Origin of the sequence: Desulfonauticus submarinus, from assembly GCF_900104045.1 — a bacterium.
Lineage (GTDB): Bacteria > Desulfobacterota > Desulfovibrionia > Desulfovibrionales > Desulfonatronovibrionaceae > Desulfonauticus > Desulfonauticus submarinus.
In genome coordinates this window covers 17126-38899 of record NZ_FNIN01000016.1, presented here as the reverse complement: position 1 = coordinate 38899, position 21774 = coordinate 17126, and the positions used below count along the sequence as shown (strand labels likewise).

Below are 21774 nucleotides of genomic sequence, written 5' to 3'. Positions count from 1 at the left end.
GGATGCTTGTGATGAGTATATACCAGAGCCTAAGCGTGATATAGATAAGCCATTTTTGATGCCGATAGAGGATGTATTTAGTATATCTGGTCGTGGTACGGTAGTAACAGGTAGGGTTGAGCGAGGAATAATCAAGGTAGGAGATGAGGTAGAGATAGTAGGATTTAAGGAGACGCAGAAGACGGTTTGTACTGGGGTAGAGATGTTTCGTAAGGTATTGGATCAGGGTCAGGCGGGAGATAATGTAGGAGTATTGTTGAGGGGAGTTAAGCGAGATGAGGTAGAGCGAGGTCAGGTATTGGCAGCGCCAGGTAGTATAACGCCGCATCGTAAGTTTAAGGCAGAGGTATATATATTGACGAAGGAAGAGGGAGGACGTCATACTCCATTTTTTAGTGGATATAGGCCTCAGTTTTATTTTAGGACTACGGATGTTACGGGAGTGGTGACATTGGCAGAGGGAGTAGAGATGGTAATGCCTGGAGATAATACTACGTTTGAGGTAGAGTTAATAGCGCCAGTAGCGATGGAGAAGGGATTGAGGTTTGCGATTCGTGAAGGTGGAAGGACAGTAGGCGCTGGCGTAGTCACAGATATATTGGAGTAGGCATATGGTTACAATGACAAGTGATAGAATAAGAATTAAGTTAAAAGCTTATGATTATAGAATTTTAGATAAAGCTGTTGCAGAGATAATTGACTCTGCTAGAAATACGGGGGCAAGTGTAGTTGGCCCAATTCCTTTGCCCACAAAAATTCATAAAGTGACAGTAAATAGATCTGTTCATGTAGATAAAAAGTCTCGTGAACAGTTTGAGATAAGAACTCATAAGCGTTTGTTAGATATACTAGAACCAACTCAGCAAACGGTAGATGCTTTAGGCAAACTTAATTTGCCAGCAGGTGTTGACGTTGAAATAAAGCTATAAGGCGAGGACAAGATGAGTAAGGGACTTGGAATAATTGGAAAAAAAATAGGAACGACCAGGATTTTTGGTGAAGATGGTTCAGTTGTGCCTGTGACAGTTGTCCAGGCTGGGCCTTGTCCTGTTATTCAAGTAAAAACCAAAGAAGCTGATGGATATGAAGCTATTCAGCTTGGTTTTGAACAAGTATCAGAGAAAAAGGTCAATAAACCTTTAAAGGGGCATTTTGCAAAAGCAAAAAAAGGATATTTTAGATATTTAAAAGAGTTTAGGGTTGAAAATGGATCTGAGTTTGATCTTGGCCAGGATATTACTGTAGAAATTTTTGAGCCTGGAGAGAGAATTAGCGTTACAGGAACTTCAAAGGGAAAAGGTTTTGCTGGAGTTATGAAGCGTTGGGGTTTTGGAGGTCTTCCCGCCTCTCATGGTGCTGAAAAAGTACATCGTTCTCCAGGTGCTATAGGGCAATGTGCCTATCCTGGGAAGGTGTTTAAGGGTAAAAAAATGGCTGGCCATATGGGAAATAAACAAGTTACTTATCGTAACTTGGAGGTTGTTGGTGTAAGGCCAGAGGACAATGTTATTTTAATCAAGGGTCAGATTCCAGGACCTAAAAATAGCTTAGTATTACTACGAAAGCAGAGCTAAGAGGCAAAAGAAGATGATTAAGGCAAAAGTATATTCTCAGACAAATCAGGAAGTTGGAGATATTGAGTTACGAGAGGATGTCTTCGGCCTAGAGGTTCGCCCTGAATTGCTCCATTTTGTTGTAAGGGCTCATTTGGCAGCTAAACGTCAAGGTACGGTAAGTGTTAAGAATAGAGCTAAGATACGTGGAGGGGGCCGTAAACCTTGGAGGCAAAAAGGAACAGGTAGAGCTAGAGCAGGAACAATTCGTTCTCCTTTATGGAGAGGTGGAGCAGTGATACATGGACCTCAGCCTAGAGATTATTCTTTTAAGGTAAATAAAAAGGTTAAGAGATTGGCCTTAAAGATGGCTTTAAGTTCTCTTTTAAAAGAAAATAGATTAAAAATAGTAGACAAGTTTGACTTTCCAGAAATTAAAACCAAAAAGTTTGTAGAAGTAAAAAATAGCTTGGGATTAAAAAAACCCTTGATTGTTTTGCAAGAAAGGTATAACAACCTTGAGCTTTCTGCTCGTAATGTTCCTGGGGTGGCAGTTTTAACTCAGGAATTATTAAATACTTATGATGCATTAAAACATTCTGAGGTAGTAATAGAAAAAGAAGCTATTCTTAAACTTCAGGAAAGGTTGGGATAAAATGGACATTACACAGGTTATTATTAAACCTCTTTTAACAGAAAAGAGCACTCTACTAAAAGATAGAGATAATAAGGTAACTTTTTTAGTTCATCCTAAGGCTAATAAGTACCAGATAAAGAGTGCGGTAGAAGAGCTTTTTGGGGTAAGAGTTGAGAGGGTAAATGTGGTACGTAAACGACCCAGGGCTTTAAAGAGATTTGGCAGAGTTGTTGGCAAAAAGGCTGGCAGCAAAAAAGCATATGTGACTTTAGCGCCTGGGGATAAAATTGAATTTTTTGAAGGGGTTTAGTTATGGGTGTTAGAAAGTTAAAGCCCACCTCTCCTGGAAGACGTTTTCAAACAGTTTCCACGTTTGAAGAAATTACAAAGACAACCCCTGAGAAGTCTTTAACTAAGGGATTGAATAAGAAGAGTGGTCGCAATAATTATGGTAGAGTGACCTCCAGGCGAAGGGGTGGTGGAAATAAGAGAAAATATAGGATTATAGATTTTAAGAGACGGGATAAGTTTGGTGTTCCAGCAAAGGTAGCAGCTATAGAATATGATCCTAATAGAAGTGCGCGAATTGCCCTTCTAAGTTATTTGGATGGAGAAAAGCGATATATCTTGGCTCCTGTAGGTTTAAATGTAGGAGATCAAGTGGTAGCTGGAACAGATGTAGATATTAAACCAGGCAATGCGTTGCCTTTAGAAAATATTCCTGTAGGTACAATTGTCCATAACATTGAACTTACTTATGGTCGAGGTGGTCAACTTGCACGTTCAGCTGGAACTTATGCTCAAGTTTTGGCGAAAGAAGGAAAGTATGTTTTGTTAAGACTTCCTTCTGGAGAAATACGATATGTTTTGGCTAAAAATATGGCCACTGTTGGACAAGTTGGTAACTTAGATCATGAGAATATTTCGATTGGTAAGGCAGGTCGGAATAGGTGGCTGGGTAGAAGGCCTAAGGTTAGAGGTGTTGCTATGAACCCCATTGACCATCCTTTGGGTGGTGGTGAAGGAAGGTCTTCTGGTGGAAGACATCCTTGTTCTCCGTGGGGTTGGCCTACCAAGGGCTATAAGACGAGGAATCCAAAGAAACAGTCTAGTAAGTTTATTGTAAAAAGGCGCAAATAAGAGGTGAGATATGCCCAGATCACTAAAGAAAGGTCCTTTTGTAGATGATCATTTGTTAAAGAAAGTTGAGAAGGCGCGGCAGGAGAAGAGTAAAAAAGTAATTAAGACCTGGTCCAGAAGGTCCACCATTATTCCTGAAATGGTAGGTCTAACCTTTGCTGTTCATAATGGTAGAAAGTTTATACCAGTATTTGTAACAGAGAACATGGTAGGTCATAAGTTAGGAGAATTTTCTCCTACCCGGACTTATTATGGACATGCTGCTGATAAGAAGAGTAAAGGTAAGGGTAAAAAATAAAATAAGGGTAACGAGCCATGGAAGTTAAAGCTGTTGCTAAATATGTTAGGATTTCGCCGAGAAAGGCGAGGTTGGTTGCGGATTTGATAAAAGATAAACCTATTGAGGATGCTTTAAATATTTTAAAGTTTACACCCAAAAAAGCAGCCAGGTTAATAGAAAAGGTCTTGAGTTCTGCTATTGCTAATGCAGAGCATAATATGAGTCTGGATATAGATAATCTTTATGTGAAAAGGGTTTTAATAGATGAAGGCCCTACAATGAAAAGAATAAAACCTTATGCTATGGGCCGGGCCTTCTATATCCGGAAGAGGACCAGTCACATAACAGTTATAGTAGACGAAGCATAGGAGGGCGTGTTTTGGGTCAGAAAGTACATCCATACGGTTTTCGTTTAGGTTATACCAAAAATTGGCTGTCCCGTTGGTATGCAAAGGCAGAGTATCCTCAGTTTGTCTATGAGGACAGGCATATTAGAAAATTTGTGAAAGACAAATTGTATCATGCTGGGGTATCTAAGATAGAAATAGAGCGGGCAGCAGATAAAGTAAGGGTTATTATTAATACTGCTAGGCCCGGGATTGTGATTGGTCGAAAAGGCGTAGAGATTGAGAATTTAAGAAAGGAACTTCAGCAGAAGTTTAAAAGAGAGTTTAATATAGAAGTTTTAGAAGTGAAACGCCCTGAGACAGATGCCCAGCTTATAGCAGAGAATGTTGCCTTGCAATTAGAGAGACGTGTAGCATTTAGACGTGCAATGAAAAGAGCCATTGGTTTAGCTACAAAATTTGGTGTAAAGGGAATAAAGGTTTCTTGTGCAGGTAGGTTAGGCGGTGCTGAGATTGCACGAACAGAGTGGCAGAGGGAAGGACGGGTTCCTTTGCAGACTTTGCGTGCAGATGTAGATTATGGCTTTGCCATAGCCAAAACTACCTATGGTGTTATAGGTGTTAAGGTTTGGGTTTATAAAGGTGATATTCTAGACGAGGTAAATTAAAATGCTCAGTCCAAAGAGAGTTAAATATCGTAAGCAGCAGAAGGGAAAGTTAAGAGGAAAGGCTTATCGTGGCAACAAGGTGAGTTTTGGAGATGTAGGCTTAAAGGCTCTTGAGCATGGAAAACTGACTAGTCAGCAGATAGAGGCTGCTCGTGTAGCCATGATTAGGCATATTCGTAGAGGAGGAAAAATTTTTATTAGAATTTTTCCTGATAAACCTATTACAGCAAAGCCTGCTGAGACAAGGCAGGGAAGTGGTAAAGGTTCCCCAGTGGGTTGGTGTGCTCCGGTAAAGCCGGGTAAAATTTTATATGAAATAAAAGGGGTTAGCATAGAGCTGGCCAAAGAGGCTTTACGCAGAGCCTCTTATAAGCTGCCCATAAAAACCGCAATAGTGGTTAAGGAGATGTAGAAGTGAAGGCGAAAGAACTGCGTTCATTGGCTGTGGGAGAACTACATAAGAAGTTAGCTGATCTTAGGCGAGAATTGTTTAACTTACGCTTTCAGCATGCCACAGCGCAACTTGAAAATACCCAGCGTATTCCCCAGGTAAAGAGAGATATTGCCAGGGTTTTAACCGTATTACGTGAAAAAGAGTTGGAGTCTCAAAATGAGAGCAAATAGGCGAAAATTAGTTGGCGTCGTGGTGAGCGACAAAGGTGATAAGACAATAGTGGTGCAAGTAGAAAGATTAGTAAAGCATCCACTATTAAAAAAGTATGTTAAAAAAAGAAAAAAGTTTATGGCCCATGACCCCAACAATGATTGTAAGATGGGGGACAAGGTAGAGATTGTTGAGTCTAGACCTCTTAGTGCCCGCAAACGCTGGCATTTAGTCCGGATTATTGAAAAAGCTAAGTAACGAGGTAGGCGATGATACAGGTTGAAAGTAAATTAGAAGTAGCGGACAATTCTGGGGCTAAAAAGGTCGCCTGCATAAAGGTGCTTGGCGGCACAAGAAGAAGATATGCTAGTATAGGTGATATCATAGTAGTCTCAGTAAAGGAGGCAATTCCTCACTCAAAGGTAAAAAAGGGTGAGGTATATAAGGCCGTAGTAGTTAGAACAAAGAAGGAAGTGGGTCGTCCAGATGGCTCTTATATTCGTTTTGATGAGAATGCTGCGGTATTGTTAAATAAAAATTTAGAGCCTATAGGTACTCGTATTTTTGGCCCTGTGGGTCGTGAACTAAGAAGTAAGAATTTTATGAAGATTGTATCTTTAGCTCCTGAGGTACTGTAAAATGGCACAGAAGATATTGGTTAATGATAAGGTAATGGTAATAGCCGGTAAGGATAAAAATAAGGTTGGCAAGGTTTTAAAGATTTTAAGAGATAAGAATAAGGTGATAGTAGAAGGCGTGAATAAAGTTAAGCGCCATGTTAAACCTAATCCTTATCGCAATGAGCCAGGAGGTATTGTGGAAAAAGAGGCTCCTATAGATATTTCCAATGTGGCTCTGTTGTGTGACTCTTGTGCTAAGCCAACCCGTGTCGGCTTTAAGTTTACTGAGGATGGTAAGAAAGTTCGCTTCTGTAAAAAATGTAATGAAGTAATTAGTAAGGTGCAGTAATGATGAGGTTAGAGAAGTTATACAAAGAGAAGATAGTTCCTCATTTGATGAAAGAGTTTAATTACAAGTCTCCCATGGAAGTACCTAGAGTACTGAAGGTTTCTTTAAACATGGGATTAGGGGAAGGCAGCCAGAATAACAAGCTTATCCAGGATGCAGTAGAAGAACTGACCTTTATTGCAGGTCAGAGGGCTGTAATTACCCGTGCAAAAAAATCGATTGCTGCTTTTAAGTTAAGAGAAGGGCAGCCAATTGGAGTAAGAGTAACTTTGCGCCGGGAAAGAATGTGGGCCTTTTTAGATAAGTTGTTCAATGTTGCCTTGCCCCGAGTGAGGGACTTTAGAGGTATTCCAGATCGAGGATTTGATGGCCGGGGCAACTTTACTCTTGGAATCAGGGAACACACTATATTCCCTGAAGTAGATTTGGATAAAGTTGAAAGAGTAAAGGGAATGAATGTTACTATTGTTACTAGTGCAAAGACGGATAAAGAAGGCAAGGTCTTGTTAAAGATGTTGGGTTTGCCTTTTAAGAAGTAAGGAGGATTTTCCGTGGCGCGAAAAGCTTTGATTGTAAAGGCCAAGAGAAAACCCAAGTTTTCTACTCGTAAGTATAATCGGTGTCCTCTCTGTGGTCGGCCGAGGGCCTTTTTGAGAAGGTTTGGTATTTGTCGTATCTGTTTTAGAAATATGGCATTGGCGGGTGAATTGCCAGGTGTGCGAAAATCTAGTTGGTAAGGAGTTTAAAAATGCAATTAACTGATCCCATTGCCGATTTACTAACTCGAATTAGAAATGCCCATTTGGCCAGGCACAAAGAGGTTTCTATTCCTGCCAGTAAAATGAAGGCTGAAATTTTAAGGATTTTAAAAGAAGAAGGTTTTATTAAAGATTATATTGAAGAAGATAAAGAATTAAAGGTCTATCTTAAATATTATCAAGGGAAGCCGGTCATTAAGGGGTTGAAAAAGATTAGTAAGCCAAGTCGGCGAGTATATGTAAAGGCGAAGGAGATTCCTATTGTAAGAAATGGCTTAGGAATCGCTATTTTATCTACTCCTAAGGGAATTTTGGAAGGAAGGCAGGCCAGAAAGGAAAATATTGGTGGCGAATTAATTTGTGAGGTTTGGTAGGAGTTTGTCATGTCAAGAATTGGAAAGAAACCAATTACTCTACCCAAGGGTGTAGAGGTTAAATTTGAAAAAAGTGTAATTAAGGTAAAGGGCCCAAAAGGTGAGCTTGCTCTTTCTACCCATCCTAAGATTACATATCGAGAGGAAGAAGGTAAGATTTTTGTAGAGCGTGTGGATGATACACGGGTAGCAAGAGAACAACATGGGCTTAGAAGGACTTTGCTTTATAATGCTGTAGTAGGTGTAAGTGAAGGGTTTAAAAAGACATTAGAGGTAATTGGGGTGGGATATAAAGTAGCTGTGAAAGGTAATAAAGTTGAGCTGAATGTAGGTTATTCTCATCCCGTACAAATGGAATTACCAAAAGATTTGAGTGCTCAGGTGGAAGGTAATAAATTGACTATTTTAGGTATTAGTAAAGAGAGAGTAGGTGAATATGCAGCTCGTATTAGACGAGTGCGTCCACCAGAGCCATATAAAGGAAAGGGTATTAAGTATTTAGATGAGCAAATAAGACGTAAAGCTGGGAAAACTGGTAAGAAGTAGTGGGTGAAGCAATGAAAAGAACTAGACGAGAAGCCAGGTTAAAAAGAAAGATTAGAATTCGTAAAAAGATTTATGGTACGCCAGAAAGGCCACGGTTAGTGGTATTTCGTTCAAATCGTTATATTTATGCTCAGGTAGTAGATGATACCAAAGGGCATACTCTTGTGGCTTATAGCTCTTTGGCAATGGGCAAAAAAAATGTCAGTAAGGAAGTTGCCAAAGAGGTGGGGTTAAAAATAGCTGAGTTGGCTAAAAAGGCTAAGATTGAGAAAGTTGTTTTTGACCGCAATGGTTATTTATATCATGGTAGAGTAAAGGCTTTGGCGGATGGTGCCAGGGAAGGTGGACTAAAATTTTAAGAGGGTGATCAATGGAAAAGAAAGAATTGGAGCTTATAGAAAAGATAGTTTACCTCAATCGAGTTGCTAAAGTTGTTAAAGGTGGTCGAAGATTTAGCTTTAGTGCCCTAGTTGTGGTTGGCAATGGTAAAGGGAAGATTGGATATGGCCTTGGTAAGGCTAATCAAGTACCAGATGCCATAAGAAAAGCCACGGAAAAGGCAAGAAGGAATATGGTTGAGATTCCTCTGCATGGTACCACTATTCCCTTTAAAGTGATAGGAGAATATTGTTCAAGTAGGGTTTTGTTAAAGCCTGCTAGTCCTGGTACAGGTATTATTGCGGGTGGTACTGTTCGTGCAGTTTTAGAAGTTTTGGGAGTAAAAGATGTTTTGACTAAATCCCTTGGAAGCAATAATCCCCACAATGTACTTAAGGCTACAATTCAGGGATTAAGCGAATTGGTGACACCTGAGGAAGTAAGTTTAATGAGAGGTAAAAAGGTAAGGCTTGTTAAATAGGAGCGCATATGATTAAGGTAAAGTTAAAAAGAAGTCTTATAGGACTAAAGCCTAAACAGAGAAGAACAATTAAGGCCTTAGGGCTTAGAAAAATTAATCAAATAAAAGAGCTTCCAGAAAATGATGCTGTCCTTGGGATGATTAAAAAAGTGCAAACTTTTGTAGAGGTGGTGAAGTAAAATGAAACTACATGAATTGTATCCATTTGAGCACGAAAGAAAGGGCAGAAAAAGAGTGGGCCGAGGAGATGGTAGTGGCCATGGTGGAACCTCTTGTAGAGGCCATAAAGGACAAAAGTCTAGAAGTGGCGGAAAAGTTGCTCGTTGGTTTGAAGGTGGACAGATGCCTTTACAGAGGAGGCTGCCTAAAAGAGGATTTAAAAATCCTTTTAGAGTAGAATATGCTATTGTAAATCTTGGGTCTTTGCTTCAGAAGTTTGAAGATAAAGAGGAAATTAGTATAGAGGACATTTATGCCAGTGGATTGGTAAAAAAGACTTTGCCGGTTAAAATTTTAGGAGAAGGTGAAGTAAGAAAAGCAATAAAAATTACTGCTCATAAGTTTAGTAAAAGCGCCAAAGAAAAGATAGAAAAGGCGGGCGGTAGTATAACCCAACTGGAAGGTTAGTATGGTTCAAAGTGTGCCTCAAAATATGTCTGGCCTTGGCGAGCTAAAAAAAAGAATTTTAATTACGTTTTTATTGCTCGCTGTATATAGAGTGGGAATACATATTCCTGTACCAGGTGTAGACGGGAGTGCCTTGGCTGCTTTTTTTGGTCAGGCTCAGAATACTTTACTCGGCCTGTTTGATATGTTTTCTGGTGGAGGTCTAAATAGGCTTTCTATCTTTGCTTTGGGTATTATGCCGTATATTTCTGCATCTATTATTATTCAACTTTTAACAGCGGTTATTCCAGAACTAGAACGACTCAGTAAAGAGGAAGGAGCTGCAGGAAGAAAAAAAATTACCCAATATACAAGGTATTTAACGGTAGCAATTACTTTAGTCCAGGGTATTGGAATTGCAATAGGCTTAGAAAGTATGACAAGTCCTACAGGCACTCCAATTGTATATCAGGGTGGTTGGGCATTTCGTCTTACCACTATGATCACTTTAACTTCAGGTACTGTTTTTTTAATGTGGCTTGGTGAGCAGATGACCGAGTTTGGCATTGGAAATGGTATTTCTCTTATAATATTTGCAGGTATTATAGCTAGATTGCCTGGTGCTCTTATTAATTCTTTTAGATTAATTAGCACAGGTGAAACTTCATTGTTTACATTGTTGTTAGTTTTATTGATTATGGTGGGGGTTCTAGTTGGTATTGTTTATGTGGAAAGAGCAGTTAGAAAAATACCTATTCAATATGCTAAGAGAATGGTAGGGCGAAAGCTTTATGGTGGACAAAGTAGTTTTCTTCCTTTGAGGTTGAATACAGCAGGTGTTATTCCACCTATTTTTGCTTCTTCTATTTTAATGTTTCCTGCAACTATTTCTAATTTTTCCAATGTAGATTGGGTTAAACAAGTAGCCAGTTATTTTCTACCTGGAACAATTTGGTATAGTATACTTTATATCGGGATGATTGTGTTTTTCTGTTATTTTTATACTGCTATTATTTTTGATCCTAAAGACATAGCAGATAATTTAAAAAATCATGGGGGATTTATTCCTGGGATAAGACCAGGAGAGAAGACAAAAGAATATATAGACAGGGTGCTTTCTAGACTTACTTTTTGGGGTGCTATCTATATTTCAATAGTTTGTATCTTACCCATGATTTTAATCAAACAATTTAACGTTCCTTTCTACTATGGTGGCACTGCGTTATTGATTGTAGTTGGAGTTGCTATGGATACAATGTCTCAAGTGCAGTCCTATTTGATAAGTGGACAATATGAAGGTTTGATGGGCAAAGCTAAATTGAAAGGACGTAGGTTTTAATTGAAAAAGTATAAAGGTATTTTCCTTAAAAATAGAGAAGAGATTGGTCTAATGAGGGAGGCCAATCGGATAGTAGCCATTATTTTAGAAGAGATAAGAGAAGCTATTAGGCCAGGATTGACAACTTTAGATTTAGAGCGTAAAGCAGAGACCCTTTGTAAGAAGTTTAAAGTTAGGCCTGCGTTTAAGGGCTATCATGGTTATCCTTTTATTTTGTGTTGTTCTGTAAATGAGCAGATAGTTCACGGTTTTCCTAATACTCGGCCATTAGAAGAAGGTGATATCTTAAGTGTAGATATGGGAGTCGTGTATAAGGGTTTTTTTGGAGATGCAGCAAGAACTTTTGCTGTTGGAGAGATTAGTGAGCAAGCTGCTCGTTTGATGGATGTTACAAAAAATGCTCTTTATTTAGGTATTGATCAAGCTAGGGCTGGAAATAATTTATATGATATATCCGCGGCAATTCAGGATTACGTGGAGGGCAAGGGCTTTCACGTAATCAAGAGGTTTGTAGGGCACGGAATTGGCACTCGCCTTCATGAGAAGCCAGAAGTACCTAATTTTGTTCCTTTTAATGCCTCAAAAATTACTTTGAAGGCAGGGATGACTTTGGCTATTGAGCCAATGGTGGCAATAGGTACTGATGAGGTAGAGATTTTGGCTGATAAGTGGACAGCAGTAACTAAGGACAGGAGTTTGGCTGCTCATTTTGAGCACACTATAGCCATAACTTCTGAGGAACCAATGATTTTAAGTGAAGTTTAGTGGGGGATTTATGAAAGTTAGACCTTCTGTTAAAAAAATTTGTTCTAAGTGTAAGATAATTCGCCGTAAGGGGATTTTACGAGTTATTTGTGAGAATCCTAGGCACAAACAGAGACAAGGTTAGGGGGCAAAAGTGGCTAGAATAGCTGGAGTAGAATTACCTAAAAATAAGAGGCTGGATATAGCTTTAACTTACATTTATGGTATTGGTCACACCTCTGCTTTAAAAATTTTAGAAGCTACAGGTATTGAATGGACTAAGAAGACAGATGACTTAACTCCTGAGGAAGTTAATGCCATTAGAAATGAGATTGAAAATAATTATAAGGTAGAAGGTGATTTAAGACGTGAGATAACGGCAAATATTAAGAGGCTTATGGAGATAGGTTGTTATCGGGGGTTAAGGCATAGAAGGGGGCTTCCTGTACGAGGTCAAAGGACACATACAAATGCTCGTACGAGAAAAGGCCCTCGTAGATCTGTGATGAAGAAAAAGAAAAAGTAGAATGGGAGTAGGTTAGATGGCAAAGCAGCGTAGAAGAAGCGGGAAAAAAAAGGAAAAAAAGAATATCCCTACAGGATTAGTTTATATTACTTCTTCCTTTAACAATACAATTATTACCTTTACTGATTTAAAAGGTAATGTAATTTCTTGGGCTAGTTCAGGTACTGCAGGATTTAAAGGGTCTAGAAAAAGCACTCCCTTTGCGGCTCAGAAAGCAGCAGAGATGGCTGCAAAAGCCGCTCAAGATCATGGGATGAGGACTGTAGGTATTTTAGTAAAGGGCCCAGGAGCGGGAAGAGAGTCTGCAATGAGAGCAATTGGGGCTGCGGGATTTAAAGTAAGATTTATTAGAGATATTACTCCTATTCCTCATAATGGTTGCAGACCGCCTAAAAGGCGCAGAGTTTAAGGAGGATAAAAATTGGCTAGATATAGAGAAGCAAGATGCCGTTTGTGTCGAAGAGAGGGCACAAAGTTGTTTTTAAAGGGAGATCGTTGTTTTACTGATAAGTGTGCATTTGAAAGGCGGCCTTTTGCCCCTGGAATGCATGGAAGAATGCGTAAGAAACTTACTGACTATGCTATTCAGTTAAGAGAAAAACAAAAGGTTAAACGCCTTTATGGGGTTTTAGAGCGACAGTTTAAAAATTATTTTAAAGAAGCTGCTAGGCAGAAAGGCGCAACTGGTGCCAATCTTTTAATTTTGTTGGAAAGAAGATTAGATAATGTAGTTTATCGATTAGGTTTTGCTGAGTCTAGGACCCAGGCCAGACAACTTATTCGTCATGGTCATTTTTTGGTGAATGGCAAAAAAGTAGATATCCCTTCTTTTTTAGTAAGAGAAAATGATGTGGTAGAAGTAAAGGCAAAAAGCAAAGAAAAGCTTATTTTTAAGAATGCTTTAGAAACTTTGGCCAGAAAGGGTATCCCTGGCTGGTTAGAGGTGGATGAGAATAGTTTAAAGGGTGTTGTAAAAGCAATGCCAACAAGAGAAGATATAACCTTCCCAATTAACGAACAACTCATTGTTGAGTTGTACTCTAAGTAAAAAGTAGGTGATTTAAAATGATAAGAAGTGGTGACAAGCTTATAAATACAAGAAATTGGACAGAATTAGTTAAACCACGGCAGCTTGTCCGAGATGAGAAATCTACAGACACTTATGGTAAGTTTGTGTGTGAGCCCTTGGAGAGAGGGTATGGAACTACCTTGGGCAATGCTTTAAGGAGAGTGTTGCTTTCTTCTTTGCAAGGTGCTGCCATTGTGGCAGCAAAAATTAGAGGAGTTCAGCACGAGTTTACTACTATTCCAGGTGTGTTAGAAGATGTAACGGATATTATCTTGAATTTGAAACAGGTTCGTTTTGAAATGACTACAGAGGAACCTCAACATCTCCAGTTGATTGCTAATGAAAAAGGAGAAGTAACTGCGAGAGATATTAAAGAGAGTCCTCATGTTAAAGTCTTAAATCCAGAACTTCATATAGCCACTTTAACAGATGATATTGACTTTGTAGTGGATTTAGAGGTGAGAATGGGAAAGGGGTATGTTCCTGCTGAGTTACATGAAGGTCTTGATAATGAGATAGGAGTAATTAAATTAGATGCATCTTTTTCACCAGTAAAGAAAGTGGCTTTTAATGTAGAACAAGCTCGTGTTGGACAAATGACTAATTATGATAAATTGATTTTAGAAGTTTGGACAGATGGTTCTGTAACTCCTGAAGATGCAGTAGCCTATAGTGCTAAGATTTTAAAAGATCAGTTAACTATTTTTATTAATTTTGATGAAGTAGATGATGTTGGAGTGCCTGAGGCAGAGGAAGAAAAAGAAGAGTTAAATGAGCATTTATTTAAGCATATAGATGATTTGGAATTACCTCCACGAGCAAGTAATTGTTTAAAGAGTGTTGGTATTACTTTGGTTGGGGAATTAGTTCAGAAAACTGAAAATGAGCTTCTTAAAATTAAAAACTTTGGGCGTAAGTCCTTAGATGATATTTGGAGAGTTTTAAACTCTTTAGGTCTTGAGTTTGGTATGAAGATTGATAATTTTGAAGAGAAATATAAAGAATGGTTAAAGAGGAAGGAAGACAATGAGGCATAGAAAAAAAGGTCGTAAACTCAATAGAACGTGGGAACATAGAAAAGCCATGTTTAAAAATATGGCTCAATCTTTAGTAATCCATGAGAGGATAAAAACAACCTTACCTAAGGCCAAAGAATTGAGAAGAGTTGCAGATAAACTTGTAAAATTGGCACTTAGAAATGATTTACATGCAAGAAGACAAGCTTTTAAAATTTTAGAAAATCATAAATTAGTAAAAAGATTGTTTGAGGAAATAGGACCACGTTTCCAAGGTGTTCAAGGTGGATACACAAGAGTTGTAAAACTTGCTTTGCCTAGAAAAGGGGATTGTGCAAGGCTTGCTATTGTAGAGTTTAGTAGAGCCAAAAATATTGAAGAGGGCGTAGAGAAAACAGGAGCTTCTGAGTCTTCGGAACCAAAAGAAGACATTGAAAAGACAGAGGATTAATTAAAAAAAGAAATAAAAAAGGAAGGTGAAAAACCTTCCTTTTTTTTATATTTTTGTATATAAAAAATCTATCAATATGATAGTTAAAATTAATTTTAAGGATAGGCTATGGATTTAAGAAAGCTAGAAGTTTTTTATTATGTATATAAAACTGGTTCCTTTTCCAAAGCTGGTGAGGAGATGTTTTTGTCTCAGCCCACAGTAAGTACGCATATTTCTTATTTGGAAAAGGAGCTAGGAGTAAATTTGTTTGATAGAAGCGGCAGAACTGCTTTACCTACTCCTGCAGGAAGGTTACTCTTTAAAAGAGTTAAAGAGATCTTTGAATTAGTTAAAAAAACTAAACAAGAGATAAATTATATTAAAGATGAGGTGGAGGGGCAGGTAGTTATAGGAGCTAGTACAATTCCTGCTACATATTTATTGCCTCCTTTGTTAGGGGTTTTTTTAAAACAGTATAGAAAAGTCCAAGTAAAGTTAGAAATGGGAGATTCCTTTAATATTTGGAGTAAGGTGGTAAATGGGAAGGTAGATTTTGGATTAACAGGGGCGCTTTATGAAGATGGGTTTTTGAATGTTAAACCCTTGATAGAGGATGATTTAATAATTGTAGGGCATAAAGATTTTTTTAAAAATAAATCAGTTCTCATGAGTATAGATGAACTTGTTAGATTCCCTTGGGTTATGAGAGAAAAGGGATCTGGAACAAGAAAGGCTCTGGAAGAAGCTTTAAATAAAAAATCCATTTCTCTTTTAGATTTGAACGTGCTTGTGGAAGTAAAGACAACAGAGGCTCTTTTACGCTATGTGTTAAGTGGAGTGGGGTTGGGATTTACTTCTCGGTTAGTGGTGAGAGACTATCTCCAACGAGGCATTTTATTAGAGGCTAAAATTGAAGACTTGTCTTTTAGGAGAAATTTTTATCTTGTTTGGCATCAGAAACGGACATATTTCCCGCTAGCTATGAAGTTACAAGATTATATTGTAGAAAATATAGGAGTTTGCTTAAAATGAAAAAATTAGTTCAAAGTGTAAAAGCTGCAGGGTGAGCAGCAAAAATATCTCCAGGGGACCTGGAAGAAATTTTAAGTGATTTGGATTTAGATTTTAATTCAGATATTTTTATTGTCCCGCCATCAGATTATGTTGATGCAAGTGTTCTAAAAGTTCCTAAGAATAAAGCATTAGTTCAAAGTGTGGATTTTTTTACTCCTATAGTGAATAATCCTTATTGGTTTGGGCAAATTGCAGCAGCAAATTCTCTTTCAGATATTTATGCAATGGGAGGAGTGCCTTTTGCTGTAATGAATTTAGTTTGTTTTCCTGTAAAAAAGATGTCTAAAAATATATTAAAAGAAATTTTAAAAGGTGGATTAGATAAAGTAAGAGAAGCAGGAGCAGTAATGGCTGGAGGCCATAGTGTTGAAGATGAAGAAATAAAATATGGACTTTCTGTTACAGGAGTAATTGATCAAGGTAAAATTGCTAAAAATTCTGCTCTTCAAAAAGGCGACTTTCTTGTTTTGACTAAACCTATTGGCACTGGAGTGTTAGCTACTGCTTTAAAGGGCGAGATAGGGGATGAAAAGATAATAGAAGAGACTCTCTATAAGTGGTGTGCTCGATTAAATTCTAGGGCTGGAGAAGCAATATCTTATTTTGGACTTAAGGCTGCAACAGATATTACAGGCTTTGGTTTGGGCGGACATCTTTTGGAGATGGCTAGGGCGTCAAAAGTAAAAATTGAATTGTGGGCCAATGAAGTTCCTGTGTTGGATCAAGCCAAAGAAATGGCTGCTATGGGAATAATTCCTGCGGGAAGTTATGCTAATAAACATTTTTGTTCTAGACTTGTTTATGTATATCCGCAAGTTGATGAATTGCTGGTAGACTTAATTTTTGATGCCCAAACCTCAGGAGGGCTTGTATTAGGAGTTAAAGAAGATATATTGGAAGATGTTCTATGTTTTTTGAAAGAAACAGAGGAATTTGTTAAGATAGTGGGGCAAGTTGTAGAGGATTCAATTTCTGGTTCGCTGGTTATTAAGTAATGTCAGAAGTTAAAGTTAATAATGCTACCTTTTTTTTAGATCCCAACAAAAATTGGTTAGAAAATCTTTTTTTAAAAGGATTTTTTCAAGAAACGCCTTTATGTACTGGAATAGGGAGGTGTGGAAAATGTAAAATAAAATTTTTAAGTAATTTGCCCCTAGTAACAGACAAGGAAAAAGAAATTTTGTCTTGTGCGGAGCTAAGAGAGGGATTTAGGCTTGCTTGTGAACATTTTCCTCAAGATAATCAGAATATAATATACGATTATCAAAATACTCGCTTTGAACATAACTATGATTTAAAACAGATTGATATTTTGGGTATTGATATAGGTACAACTACATTAAAATGGGGAGGTTTTGATAGCTCCAAAAATTTTCTTTTTTTAGGTCAAAAAATTAATCCTCAAATGGGAGCAGGAGCAGAAGTCCTGTCTCGAGTTTCTTTTGCCCTTGAAAACGATATATCGTATCTTCAGGAAATAATCTTAAAAGATATCCAATTAATATGGAATGGTTTTAAAGGGAAAATAGGTATTGTTGGTAATACGGTGATGATGTATTTACTTTTAGGAGAAAATATAAAAGAGCTTTCTTACGCACCATTTCAAATTTCTTTAAAAGGCGGGATATGGAGAACTTTAAAAGAAAAAAAAATTTATATTCCTCCATTTTTTGGTGCTTTTGTAGGAGCAGATATAAGTGCTGGTTTAGCCTATATAGAAGAAATCAAAAAACCAAAATATCCTTATTTGTTTTGTGATTTTGGAACAAATGGTGAAATAGTATTAGTTAAGGATAAAGATGATATATTATGTACAAGTGTAGCTTTGGGTCCTGCTTTAGAAGGTATTGGTCTTCGTTTTGGAGCATCTTATAATAAGGAAGCAATTTCATCATTTTTTTTATCACTAGATGGGATAAATGGATTTAATAAGAAAGAAAAGTTTAGAATAACAGGTACAGGATATTTGTCTTTAATAGATATTTTTTTAAAGATAGGAATTGTAAATAGAGATGGACATTTTAACAATCAATTTAACTTTAAAAGACTAAAAAATAATTTGAGAGATAGTTGTTTTTACCTCACAAAATATGTTTTTATAGATGAAAAGGATATAGAAGAGATTTTAAAAGTAAAGGCAGCTATTAATTTGGGGATAATTTTTTTGCTAAATAAAGCTAAATTAAAGTTTAATGATATTTCTTCTGTTTGGATTAGTGGAGTATTGGGTTGTAATTTAGTTGAAGATATTTTAATAAATCTCGGTTTTTTCCCATTTGAGTTTGAAAATAAAATAAAATTCATAGAAAATTCTGCTTTAAAAGGCTTGTGTTTGATTTTAGCTGATAAAACAATCAGAAAGAACGTTGAAGAGTGGTTGCAGAAATCAACATATTACAACCTTTCCAATTTTTCTGACTTTCTTCAATATTTTGTTAAGGCAATGAATTTTAATTTTTGGAGAAATAATTCCTAGAACCTAAGAAGTATATTTAAAATCTTTTATTGAAAAAAGATATATTTTGAGTTATTCTATTTTTACTCTGAAAGAGTAGATTGAGATAAAAACTTAAATTTATCTTGACTAAACCTAAAAAATTTTGTTTGTGCTAGAGTCGTATTTGCTTGAAAGATAGGTAAGAAATTGGTGTGGCATATTTTAAATGAGGTTAAAAGTTTAAAAGGAGGAACGTATAATGACTAAAGGTGATGTGATTGCCATGATTGCTGAAAAGGCTGGTTTAACCAAAGCAGCGGCTGAAAAGGCATTAAATGCTTTTTTGGCTTCTGTTGAAGAAGCTTTAGTTAAGGAGGGCAAACTCACCTTAACTGGTTTTGGAACTTTTGAGGTTGGTGAGAGGGCAGCACGAAAAGGTCGTAATCCTCGTACTGGCGAAGAAATAGACATCCCTGCCTGCAAAGTAGTTAAATTTCGTGCAGGTAAAATGTTAAAAGAAGCTGTAAAATAATTGTTAGTGGAGGCAAAATAATGTTACATGGCGAAACTGTACATAGTATGCTCCCACAAGATTTACCATGGTGGTCTCCTGACCATGCTATCTTTTTTGGAGTACTTTATGCAGTGTTAATAACCATTGGCACAGGAGTTGGAATTGTTGTTTTAAAATCTTTAGCTGAGACATGGAAAGAGAAAAGAAAAAGTAGTTAATTTTTTGATTTTTTTATTTTATAAAGGCAAGAAAAAATGCTTATTTTTTCTTGCCTTTTGTTTTTCTTCTTTTTATAAAAAGAAGATTCAAATTTAAAGGGGGTGATTCTGTTGCCAGGAGTCTTTTTAAGTGGAGAAGATAATTTTGAGTATGCCTTGCGTAAGTTTAAAAAGCAGGTGGAAAAGGCAGGTATTCTTTCTGAGTTAAAGAAAAGACAGCATTACGAGAAACCAGGAGTTAGGCGTCGTAAGAAAGAAGCTGCCGCTAGAAAAAGGCTAATGAAAAAATTGCGCAAATTAAGGTTAATCTAGTTAGGACAATGTCTCTGCAAGAGCAATTAGAGAAGGATTTTTTGTTTGCCTTTAAAGCAAAGGATAAAGTAAAGACGGCTGTTTTGCGTATGGTTAAAACAGCCGTAAAAAATAAGCAGGTAGAATTAGGTAGACCTTTAAATGATAACGAAGTTTTGGCTGTTTTAATAAAAGAAGCAAAACAGCGAGAAGATTCTATTTCTCAATTTAGAAAAGGCGGAAGAGAAGATTTAGCGTTAAAGGAAGAACAAGAATTAGAAGTTTTGCAGAGATATTTGCCAAAGCAACTAAGTCTAGAGGAAGTGGAAAAAGAAGTTGATGTTGCTATTGAGAAGTTAGGCGTTTCTAGTCTTAAAGAAATGGGTAAGGTGATGTCTTATTTAATGCAAAAGTATACAGGCCAGATAGATGGCAAAAAATTAAATCAAATTGTTAGACAAAAGCTCTCTTCTTAAAATATAATAAAATTTATGCATTCCAAAACAATTAAGTATCTGGAGCTAGATAAAGTGCTCCAGTTTTTTATTTTAGAAGCCACTTCAGAAGAAGGAAAGGCTTTTTTTTCTTTTTTAAGGCCATATTCGTCTTTAGAAAAAGTTCTTAATGCTCAAAAGACCTTAAAAGAATTTTGTTATCTAATAGAAAAATTTCCTTTTAAATTGTCTTTTTTCCCTTCTTTAAAACCGTTGTTCAAAAATTTAAGCCAGGAACTTTATATTTTTGATTTTGAAGATTTATGGGGATTGGAGGCTTTTTTAAGAGCTCAGGATAAGGTTTTTGGGTGGTTAGAATATATTTTTAATAAAGAAAATACAAAGTTAGACGAATTAAAGTCAGAAATGGTTTGCCCAAAAAGGTTAAAGCAAGCCATTTTTAGATGTGTGGGTGAAAATGGAGCCTTAAAAGATGAAAGCTCTCCGCGATTATTAGAAATACGAAATGATATTAGAGCTATTCAAAATAAATGTAGAAAAAAGATAGAAGATTTTTTTAAGGACAAAAAAATTTCTCATTACTTACAAGATGAATTTTTTACTTTATCTTCTGATAGATATGTTGTGCCATTAAAAGCTAATTTTAAAGGTAAGTTAGAAGGTATTGTTCATGACTATTCTCATACTGGTGAAACTTGTTATGTGGAACCTTATTTTTTAGTAGAATTGAATAACAAACTACAATTGTTGAAGTTACAAGAAAAAGAAGAAGAACTCTCAATTCTCAAATATCTAACGCAGTTGGCAAGACAAGAACAAGATAGTCTTTTTCACTGTTATAATTTTGTTGTAAAAATAGATGTTCTCTTAACTAAGGCTAAGATAGCAAAGAAGATAGGCGCAAATATTTTAATGGTTAATAAAGATGGTTGTTTAAGTTTAAAACAAGCAAGACATCCTCTTTTAGTTTTAAGGAATCAAAATGTCGTTCCCGTAGATATTGAATTAAAGCCAGGGCAAAAGGGACTTGTTATTACTGGAGGGAATGCTGGTGGTAAGACAGTTTGCTTAAAAACTTTAGGTTTAACGGCTTTAATGGTGCTATGTGGTTTGCCTGTATGTTGTGCTGAAAATAGTGAGATTCCATATTTTGAGCAGATATTTGCCCTGATGGGAGATGAACAGAGCTTAGAGGAAAGTTTAAGTACTTTTACAGCACAGATAGAATCTTTAAAGGAATACTTACCATGTTCTTCTCCCACTACATTATTTATTTTGGATGAGTTTGGATCTGGTACTGATCCTTCCCAAGGTGCTGCTTTGGCCCAAGCAGTAGTAGAATATATTTTAGATAATGATGGATGGATTGCATGTGCTACACATTTTCCTGGCTTAAAATTATATGCTTTGACTAATGATAAATTAAGAGTATGTTCTGTACTTTTTGATCCTAATACTAAGAAACCTCTTTATAAACTTACTTATGACCAAGTAGGAGCAAGTTTTGCTTTGCAAGTTGCAAGGGATCGAGGTCTTGATGAGTCTATTATTAAAAGAGCGCAAGCTATTTTAGGTTCTGAAGTAGATAAGCAGGATAATTTGCTAGAGCGTTTAAATCGACTTGTATGGCAAAAAGAAGAAGAATTATTGAAATTTAAACATAAAAGAGAAAAGATTATAAAAAAACTTAAACATGTATTAGAAAAGATAAGAAATAGAAACAAAAATTTAGAAGAAGAAATTCAGAAAGCTAAACAACATATTTTAAATGAATGGAAGAAAAATAAACTTAGTAGAAAAAAAGCACTAGAAAAGTTAAATAATTTAAAAAAAAGAATTGTTACTCCTACCCCTGTAAAAGAAGAGATTTTTATTCCTTCTGTGGGAGAAAAATGTTTGTATTTGCCTTGGCAAAGAGAAGCAAAAGTTGTGAGTGTTGACATTAAAAAGAAGCAATTAAAGTTAGATTTAGGAGGAGTAAGCGTTTGGTGTGTCTTCAGTGATGTCGCTCCTTTAAATCAGGCAAAAGAATGTAAACAATCTGGAGTGATTACCAAAATAGAAGAATGTTTACCGTTAAAGTTAGATCTTAGGGGATTTAGAGTAGAAGAAGCTTTAATTGAAGTAGATAAATTTTTAAATTTAGCCACGCTTAAGTGTGTTAATAAAATAGAGATCCTTCATGGAAAAGGTAGTGGTAGTTTAAGACGAGCGATACATGAGTTTTTGAAAGATCATTCGTTAGTAGGTAAGTACTATTTTGCTCCTCTTGAGCAAGGTGGAGAGGGTGTGACAATAGTAGAGTTGAATTAATTTT

The 21774-nt window shown here is 36.6% G+C and carries 38 protein-coding genes; all 38 read left to right on the top strand.

What is annotated here, in order from left to right:
- The coding region (locus BLP60_RS09865) for an EF-Tu C-terminal domain-related protein (protein WP_252393354.1) at nt 1–607 on the top strand (607 nt) is incomplete at its 5' end.
- Nucleotides 608–611: 4 nt separating this feature from the next.
- Nucleotides 612–929, top strand: a complete 318-nt coding sequence (rpsJ, locus tag BLP60_RS09860) for a 30S ribosomal protein S10 (protein ID WP_092066512.1) — start codon at nt 612–614, stop codon at nt 927–929.
- Nucleotides 930–941: 12 nt separating this feature from the next.
- Nucleotides 942–1574 (top strand): 50S ribosomal protein L3, encoded by a 633-nt coding sequence (gene rplC, locus BLP60_RS09855; protein WP_092066510.1) that lies wholly within the window; start codon nt 942–944, stop codon nt 1572–1574.
- Nucleotides 1575–1587: 13 nt separating this feature from the next.
- On the top strand, nt 1588–2208 hold the full coding sequence (gene rplD / locus BLP60_RS09850) for a 50S ribosomal protein L4 (protein WP_092066508.1): 621 nt from the start codon (nt 1588–1590) through the stop codon (nt 2206–2208).
- Nucleotide 2209: 1 nt separating this feature from the next.
- Nucleotides 2210–2500, top strand: coding sequence for a 50S ribosomal protein L23 (gene rplW, locus BLP60_RS09845; protein WP_092066506.1), 291 nt, complete (start codon nt 2210–2212; stop codon nt 2498–2500).
- Between the two features lie 2 nt (nt 2501–2502).
- A complete protein-coding gene (gene rplB, locus BLP60_RS09840; protein ID WP_092066504.1) occupies nt 2503–3330 on the top strand; it encodes a 50S ribosomal protein L2 in 828 nt (275 codons plus the stop codon).
- Between the two features lie 10 nt (nt 3331–3340).
- On the top strand, nt 3341–3628 hold the full coding sequence (gene rpsS / locus BLP60_RS09835) for a 30S ribosomal protein S19 (protein ID WP_092066502.1): 288 nt from the start codon (nt 3341–3343) through the stop codon (nt 3626–3628).
- A 17-nt stretch (nt 3629–3645) separates the two neighbouring features.
- Nucleotides 3646–3978, top strand: coding sequence for a 50S ribosomal protein L22 (rplV, locus tag BLP60_RS09830; RefSeq protein WP_092066500.1), 333 nt, complete (start codon nt 3646–3648; stop codon nt 3976–3978).
- An 11-nt stretch (nt 3979–3989) separates the two neighbouring features.
- Nucleotides 3990–4625, top strand: a complete 636-nt coding sequence (gene rpsC, locus BLP60_RS09825; RefSeq protein ID WP_092066498.1) for a 30S ribosomal protein S3 — start codon at nt 3990–3992, stop codon at nt 4623–4625.
- A gap of 1 nt (nt 4626) precedes the next feature.
- Nucleotides 4627–5037, top strand: coding sequence for a 50S ribosomal protein L16 (gene rplP, locus BLP60_RS09820; RefSeq protein WP_092066496.1), 411 nt, complete (start codon nt 4627–4629; stop codon nt 5035–5037).
- A 2-nt stretch (nt 5038–5039) separates the two neighbouring features.
- Nucleotides 5040–5249 carry a 50S ribosomal protein L29 gene (rpmC, locus tag BLP60_RS09815; RefSeq protein ID WP_092066494.1) on the top strand — a complete coding sequence of 70 codons (210 nt, stop codon included), beginning with the start codon at nt 5040–5042 and terminating at the stop codon, nt 5247–5249.
- Nucleotides 5236–5487, top strand: a complete 252-nt coding sequence (rpsQ, locus tag BLP60_RS09810; RefSeq protein ID WP_092066492.1) for a 30S ribosomal protein S17 — start codon at nt 5236–5238, stop codon at nt 5485–5487. The genes rpmC and rpsQ overlap by 14 nt, the downstream gene beginning before the upstream one ends.
- 11 nt (nt 5488–5498) lie before the next feature.
- Entirely contained in the window at nt 5499–5867 is a 369-nt protein-coding gene (gene rplN, locus BLP60_RS09805; RefSeq protein WP_092066490.1) for a 50S ribosomal protein L14, read from the top strand.
- A 1-nt stretch (nt 5868) separates the two neighbouring features.
- Complete coding sequence (rplX, locus tag BLP60_RS09800; RefSeq protein WP_092066488.1) at nt 5869–6198, top strand: 50S ribosomal protein L24; 330 nt, start codon at nt 5869–5871, stop codon at nt 6196–6198.
- Entirely contained in the window at nt 6198–6737 is a 540-nt protein-coding gene (gene rplE / locus BLP60_RS09795; RefSeq protein ID WP_092066486.1) for a 50S ribosomal protein L5, read from the top strand. Before rplX ends, rplE begins: the two co-directional genes overlap by 1 nt.
- A gap of 12 nt (nt 6738–6749) precedes the next feature.
- Nucleotides 6750–6935 (top strand): type Z 30S ribosomal protein S14, encoded by a 186-nt coding sequence (locus tag BLP60_RS09790; protein ID WP_092066485.1) that lies wholly within the window; start codon nt 6750–6752, stop codon nt 6933–6935.
- A gap of 11 nt (nt 6936–6946) precedes the next feature.
- Nucleotides 6947–7330, top strand: coding sequence for a 30S ribosomal protein S8 (rpsH, locus tag BLP60_RS09785; protein WP_092066483.1), 384 nt, complete (start codon nt 6947–6949; stop codon nt 7328–7330).
- Between the two features lie 9 nt (nt 7331–7339).
- Nucleotides 7340–7876: a 50S ribosomal protein L6 gene (gene rplF / locus BLP60_RS09780; protein ID WP_092066469.1), complete on the top strand. Its 537-nt coding sequence runs from the start codon at nt 7340–7342 to the stop codon at nt 7874–7876.
- A gap of 11 nt (nt 7877–7887) precedes the next feature.
- Nucleotides 7888–8235: a 50S ribosomal protein L18 gene (gene rplR / locus BLP60_RS09775; protein WP_092066467.1), complete on the top strand. Its 348-nt coding sequence runs from the start codon at nt 7888–7890 to the stop codon at nt 8233–8235.
- 11 nt (nt 8236–8246) lie between these two features.
- Nucleotides 8247–8735 carry a 30S ribosomal protein S5 gene (rpsE, locus tag BLP60_RS09770; protein ID WP_092066465.1) on the top strand — a complete coding sequence of 163 codons (489 nt, stop codon included), beginning with the start codon at nt 8247–8249 and terminating at the stop codon, nt 8733–8735.
- Between the two features lie 8 nt (nt 8736–8743).
- The gene (gene rpmD / locus BLP60_RS09765) at nt 8744–8914 is read left to right on the top strand and encodes a 50S ribosomal protein L30 (RefSeq protein WP_200779130.1); all 171 of its coding nucleotides are present in this window, start codon (nt 8744–8746) and stop codon (nt 8912–8914) included.
- 1 nt (nt 8915) lies between these two features.
- On the top strand, nt 8916–9362 hold the full coding sequence (gene rplO, locus BLP60_RS09760; RefSeq protein WP_092066463.1) for a 50S ribosomal protein L15: 447 nt from the start codon (nt 8916–8918) through the stop codon (nt 9360–9362).
- A gap of 1 nt (nt 9363) precedes the next feature.
- Nucleotides 9364–10680, top strand: coding sequence for a preprotein translocase subunit SecY (secY, locus tag BLP60_RS09755; RefSeq protein WP_092066461.1), 1317 nt, complete (start codon nt 9364–9366; stop codon nt 10678–10680).
- Nucleotides 10681–11445, top strand: coding sequence for a type I methionyl aminopeptidase (gene map / locus BLP60_RS09750; RefSeq protein WP_092066459.1), 765 nt, complete (start codon nt 10681–10683; stop codon nt 11443–11445).
- Between the two features lie 10 nt (nt 11446–11455).
- On the top strand, nt 11456–11569 hold the full coding sequence (gene rpmJ, locus BLP60_RS09745; protein ID WP_092066457.1) for a 50S ribosomal protein L36: 114 nt from the start codon (nt 11456–11458) through the stop codon (nt 11567–11569).
- A 9-nt stretch (nt 11570–11578) separates the two neighbouring features.
- Entirely contained in the window at nt 11579–11950 is a 372-nt protein-coding gene (gene rpsM / locus BLP60_RS09740) for a 30S ribosomal protein S13 (protein WP_092066456.1), read from the top strand.
- Between the two features lie 16 nt (nt 11951–11966).
- Nucleotides 11967–12359, top strand: coding sequence for a 30S ribosomal protein S11 (gene rpsK / locus BLP60_RS09735; RefSeq protein ID WP_092066454.1), 393 nt, complete (start codon nt 11967–11969; stop codon nt 12357–12359).
- A 12-nt stretch (nt 12360–12371) separates the two neighbouring features.
- On the top strand, nt 12372–12998 hold the full coding sequence (gene rpsD, locus BLP60_RS09730; RefSeq protein ID WP_092066452.1) for a 30S ribosomal protein S4: 627 nt from the start codon (nt 12372–12374) through the stop codon (nt 12996–12998).
- Between the two features lie 17 nt (nt 12999–13015).
- The gene (locus BLP60_RS09725; RefSeq protein WP_092066450.1) at nt 13016–14056 is read left to right on the top strand and encodes a DNA-directed RNA polymerase subunit alpha; all 1041 of its coding nucleotides are present in this window, start codon (nt 13016–13018) and stop codon (nt 14054–14056) included.
- Nucleotides 14046–14486 (top strand): 50S ribosomal protein L17, encoded by a 441-nt coding sequence (gene rplQ, locus BLP60_RS09720; RefSeq protein WP_092066448.1) that lies wholly within the window; start codon nt 14046–14048, stop codon nt 14484–14486. The genes BLP60_RS09725 and rplQ overlap by 11 nt, the downstream gene beginning before the upstream one ends.
- Nucleotides 14487–14594: 108 nt before the next feature.
- On the top strand, nt 14595–15500 hold the full coding sequence (locus BLP60_RS09715; RefSeq protein ID WP_092066446.1) for a selenium metabolism-associated LysR family transcriptional regulator: 906 nt from the start codon (nt 14595–14597) through the stop codon (nt 15498–15500).
- Nucleotides 15497–16537, top strand: coding sequence for a selenide, water dikinase SelD (selD, locus tag BLP60_RS09710; RefSeq protein ID WP_092066444.1), 1041 nt, complete (start codon nt 15497–15499; stop codon nt 16535–16537). Before BLP60_RS09715 ends, selD begins: the two co-directional genes overlap by 4 nt.
- Nucleotides 16537–18018: an ASKHA domain-containing protein gene (locus BLP60_RS09705; protein WP_092066442.1), complete on the top strand. Its 1482-nt coding sequence runs from the start codon at nt 16537–16539 to the stop codon at nt 18016–18018. Before selD ends, BLP60_RS09705 begins: the two co-directional genes overlap by 1 nt.
- A gap of 220 nt (nt 18019–18238) precedes the next feature.
- Nucleotides 18239–18511 carry an HU family DNA-binding protein gene (locus tag BLP60_RS09700; protein WP_092066440.1) on the top strand — a complete coding sequence of 91 codons (273 nt, stop codon included), beginning with the start codon at nt 18239–18241 and terminating at the stop codon, nt 18509–18511.
- 20 nt (nt 18512–18531) lie between these two features.
- Nucleotides 18532–18711, top strand: coding sequence for a hypothetical protein (locus tag BLP60_RS09695; RefSeq protein ID WP_092066438.1), 180 nt, complete (start codon nt 18532–18534; stop codon nt 18709–18711).
- 111 nt (nt 18712–18822) lie between these two features.
- The gene (rpsU, locus tag BLP60_RS09690) at nt 18823–19023 is read left to right on the top strand and encodes a 30S ribosomal protein S21 (protein ID WP_092066436.1); all 201 of its coding nucleotides are present in this window, start codon (nt 18823–18825) and stop codon (nt 19021–19023) included.
- A gap of 8 nt (nt 19024–19031) precedes the next feature.
- The gene (locus BLP60_RS09685; protein ID WP_092066434.1) at nt 19032–19478 is read left to right on the top strand and encodes a GatB/YqeY domain-containing protein; all 447 of its coding nucleotides are present in this window, start codon (nt 19032–19034) and stop codon (nt 19476–19478) included.
- Nucleotides 19479–19493: 15 nt separating this feature from the next.
- Nucleotides 19494–21770 (top strand): endonuclease MutS2, encoded by a 2277-nt coding sequence (locus BLP60_RS09680; protein WP_092066432.1) that lies wholly within the window; start codon nt 19494–19496, stop codon nt 21768–21770.
- Nucleotides 21771–21774 lie beyond the last annotated feature (4 nt).

What these genes read in the sequence shown, in the direction of transcription:
- rpsJ (WP_092066512.1), top strand. Translation starts at nt 612, where the DNA reads ATGGTTACAATGACAAGTGATAGAATAAGAATTAAGTTAAAAGCTTAT.
- rplC (WP_092066510.1), top strand. Translation starts at nt 942, where the DNA reads ATGAGTAAGGGACTTGGAATAATTGGAAAAAAAATAGGAACGACCAGG.
- rplD (WP_092066508.1), top strand. Translation starts at nt 1,588, where the DNA reads ATGATTAAGGCAAAAGTATATTCTCAGACAAATCAGGAAGTTGGAGAT.
- rplW (WP_092066506.1), top strand. Translation starts at nt 2,210, where the DNA reads ATGGACATTACACAGGTTATTATTAAACCTCTTTTAACAGAAAAGAGC.
- rplB (WP_092066504.1), top strand. Translation starts at nt 2,503, where the DNA reads ATGGGTGTTAGAAAGTTAAAGCCCACCTCTCCTGGAAGACGTTTTCAA.
- rpsS (WP_092066502.1), top strand. Translation starts at nt 3,341, where the DNA reads ATGCCCAGATCACTAAAGAAAGGTCCTTTTGTAGATGATCATTTGTTA.
- rplV (WP_092066500.1), top strand. Translation starts at nt 3,646, where the DNA reads ATGGAAGTTAAAGCTGTTGCTAAATATGTTAGGATTTCGCCGAGAAAG.
- rplP (WP_092066496.1), top strand. Translation starts at nt 4,627, where the DNA reads ATGCTCAGTCCAAAGAGAGTTAAATATCGTAAGCAGCAGAAGGGAAAG.
- rpsQ (WP_092066492.1), top strand. Translation starts at nt 5,236, where the DNA reads ATGAGAGCAAATAGGCGAAAATTAGTTGGCGTCGTGGTGAGCGACAAA.
- rplN (WP_092066490.1), top strand. Translation starts at nt 5,499, where the DNA reads ATGATACAGGTTGAAAGTAAATTAGAAGTAGCGGACAATTCTGGGGCT.
- rplX (WP_092066488.1), top strand. Translation starts at nt 5,869, where the DNA reads ATGGCACAGAAGATATTGGTTAATGATAAGGTAATGGTAATAGCCGGT.
- rplE (WP_092066486.1), top strand. Translation starts at nt 6,198, where the DNA reads ATGATGAGGTTAGAGAAGTTATACAAAGAGAAGATAGTTCCTCATTTG.
- rpsH (WP_092066483.1), top strand. Translation starts at nt 6,947, where the DNA reads ATGCAATTAACTGATCCCATTGCCGATTTACTAACTCGAATTAGAAAT.
- rplF (WP_092066469.1), top strand. Translation starts at nt 7,340, where the DNA reads ATGTCAAGAATTGGAAAGAAACCAATTACTCTACCCAAGGGTGTAGAG.
- rplR (WP_092066467.1), top strand. Translation starts at nt 7,888, where the DNA reads ATGAAAAGAACTAGACGAGAAGCCAGGTTAAAAAGAAAGATTAGAATT.
- rpsE (WP_092066465.1), top strand. Translation starts at nt 8,247, where the DNA reads ATGGAAAAGAAAGAATTGGAGCTTATAGAAAAGATAGTTTACCTCAAT.
- rpmD (WP_200779130.1), top strand. Translation starts at nt 8,744, where the DNA reads ATGATTAAGGTAAAGTTAAAAAGAAGTCTTATAGGACTAAAGCCTAAA.
- rplO (WP_092066463.1), top strand. Translation starts at nt 8,916, where the DNA reads ATGAAACTACATGAATTGTATCCATTTGAGCACGAAAGAAAGGGCAGA.
- secY (WP_092066461.1), top strand. Translation starts at nt 9,364, where the DNA reads ATGGTTCAAAGTGTGCCTCAAAATATGTCTGGCCTTGGCGAGCTAAAA.
- rpmJ (WP_092066457.1), top strand. Translation starts at nt 11,456, where the DNA reads ATGAAAGTTAGACCTTCTGTTAAAAAAATTTGTTCTAAGTGTAAGATA.
- rpsK (WP_092066454.1), top strand. Translation starts at nt 11,967, where the DNA reads ATGGCAAAGCAGCGTAGAAGAAGCGGGAAAAAAAAGGAAAAAAAGAAT.
- BLP60_RS09725 (WP_092066450.1), top strand. Translation starts at nt 13,016, where the DNA reads ATGATAAGAAGTGGTGACAAGCTTATAAATACAAGAAATTGGACAGAA.
- rplQ (WP_092066448.1), top strand. Translation starts at nt 14,046, where the DNA reads ATGAGGCATAGAAAAAAAGGTCGTAAACTCAATAGAACGTGGGAACAT.
- BLP60_RS09715 (WP_092066446.1), top strand. Translation starts at nt 14,595, where the DNA reads ATGGATTTAAGAAAGCTAGAAGTTTTTTATTATGTATATAAAACTGGT.
- BLP60_RS09705 (WP_092066442.1), top strand. Translation starts at nt 16,537, where the DNA reads ATGTCAGAAGTTAAAGTTAATAATGCTACCTTTTTTTTAGATCCCAAC.
- BLP60_RS09700 (WP_092066440.1), top strand. Translation starts at nt 18,239, where the DNA reads ATGACTAAAGGTGATGTGATTGCCATGATTGCTGAAAAGGCTGGTTTA.
- BLP60_RS09695 (WP_092066438.1), top strand. Translation starts at nt 18,532, where the DNA reads ATGTTACATGGCGAAACTGTACATAGTATGCTCCCACAAGATTTACCA.
- BLP60_RS09685 (WP_092066434.1), top strand. Translation starts at nt 19,032, where the DNA reads ATGTCTCTGCAAGAGCAATTAGAGAAGGATTTTTTGTTTGCCTTTAAA.
- BLP60_RS09680 (WP_092066432.1), top strand. Translation starts at nt 19,494, where the DNA reads ATGCATTCCAAAACAATTAAGTATCTGGAGCTAGATAAAGTGCTCCAG.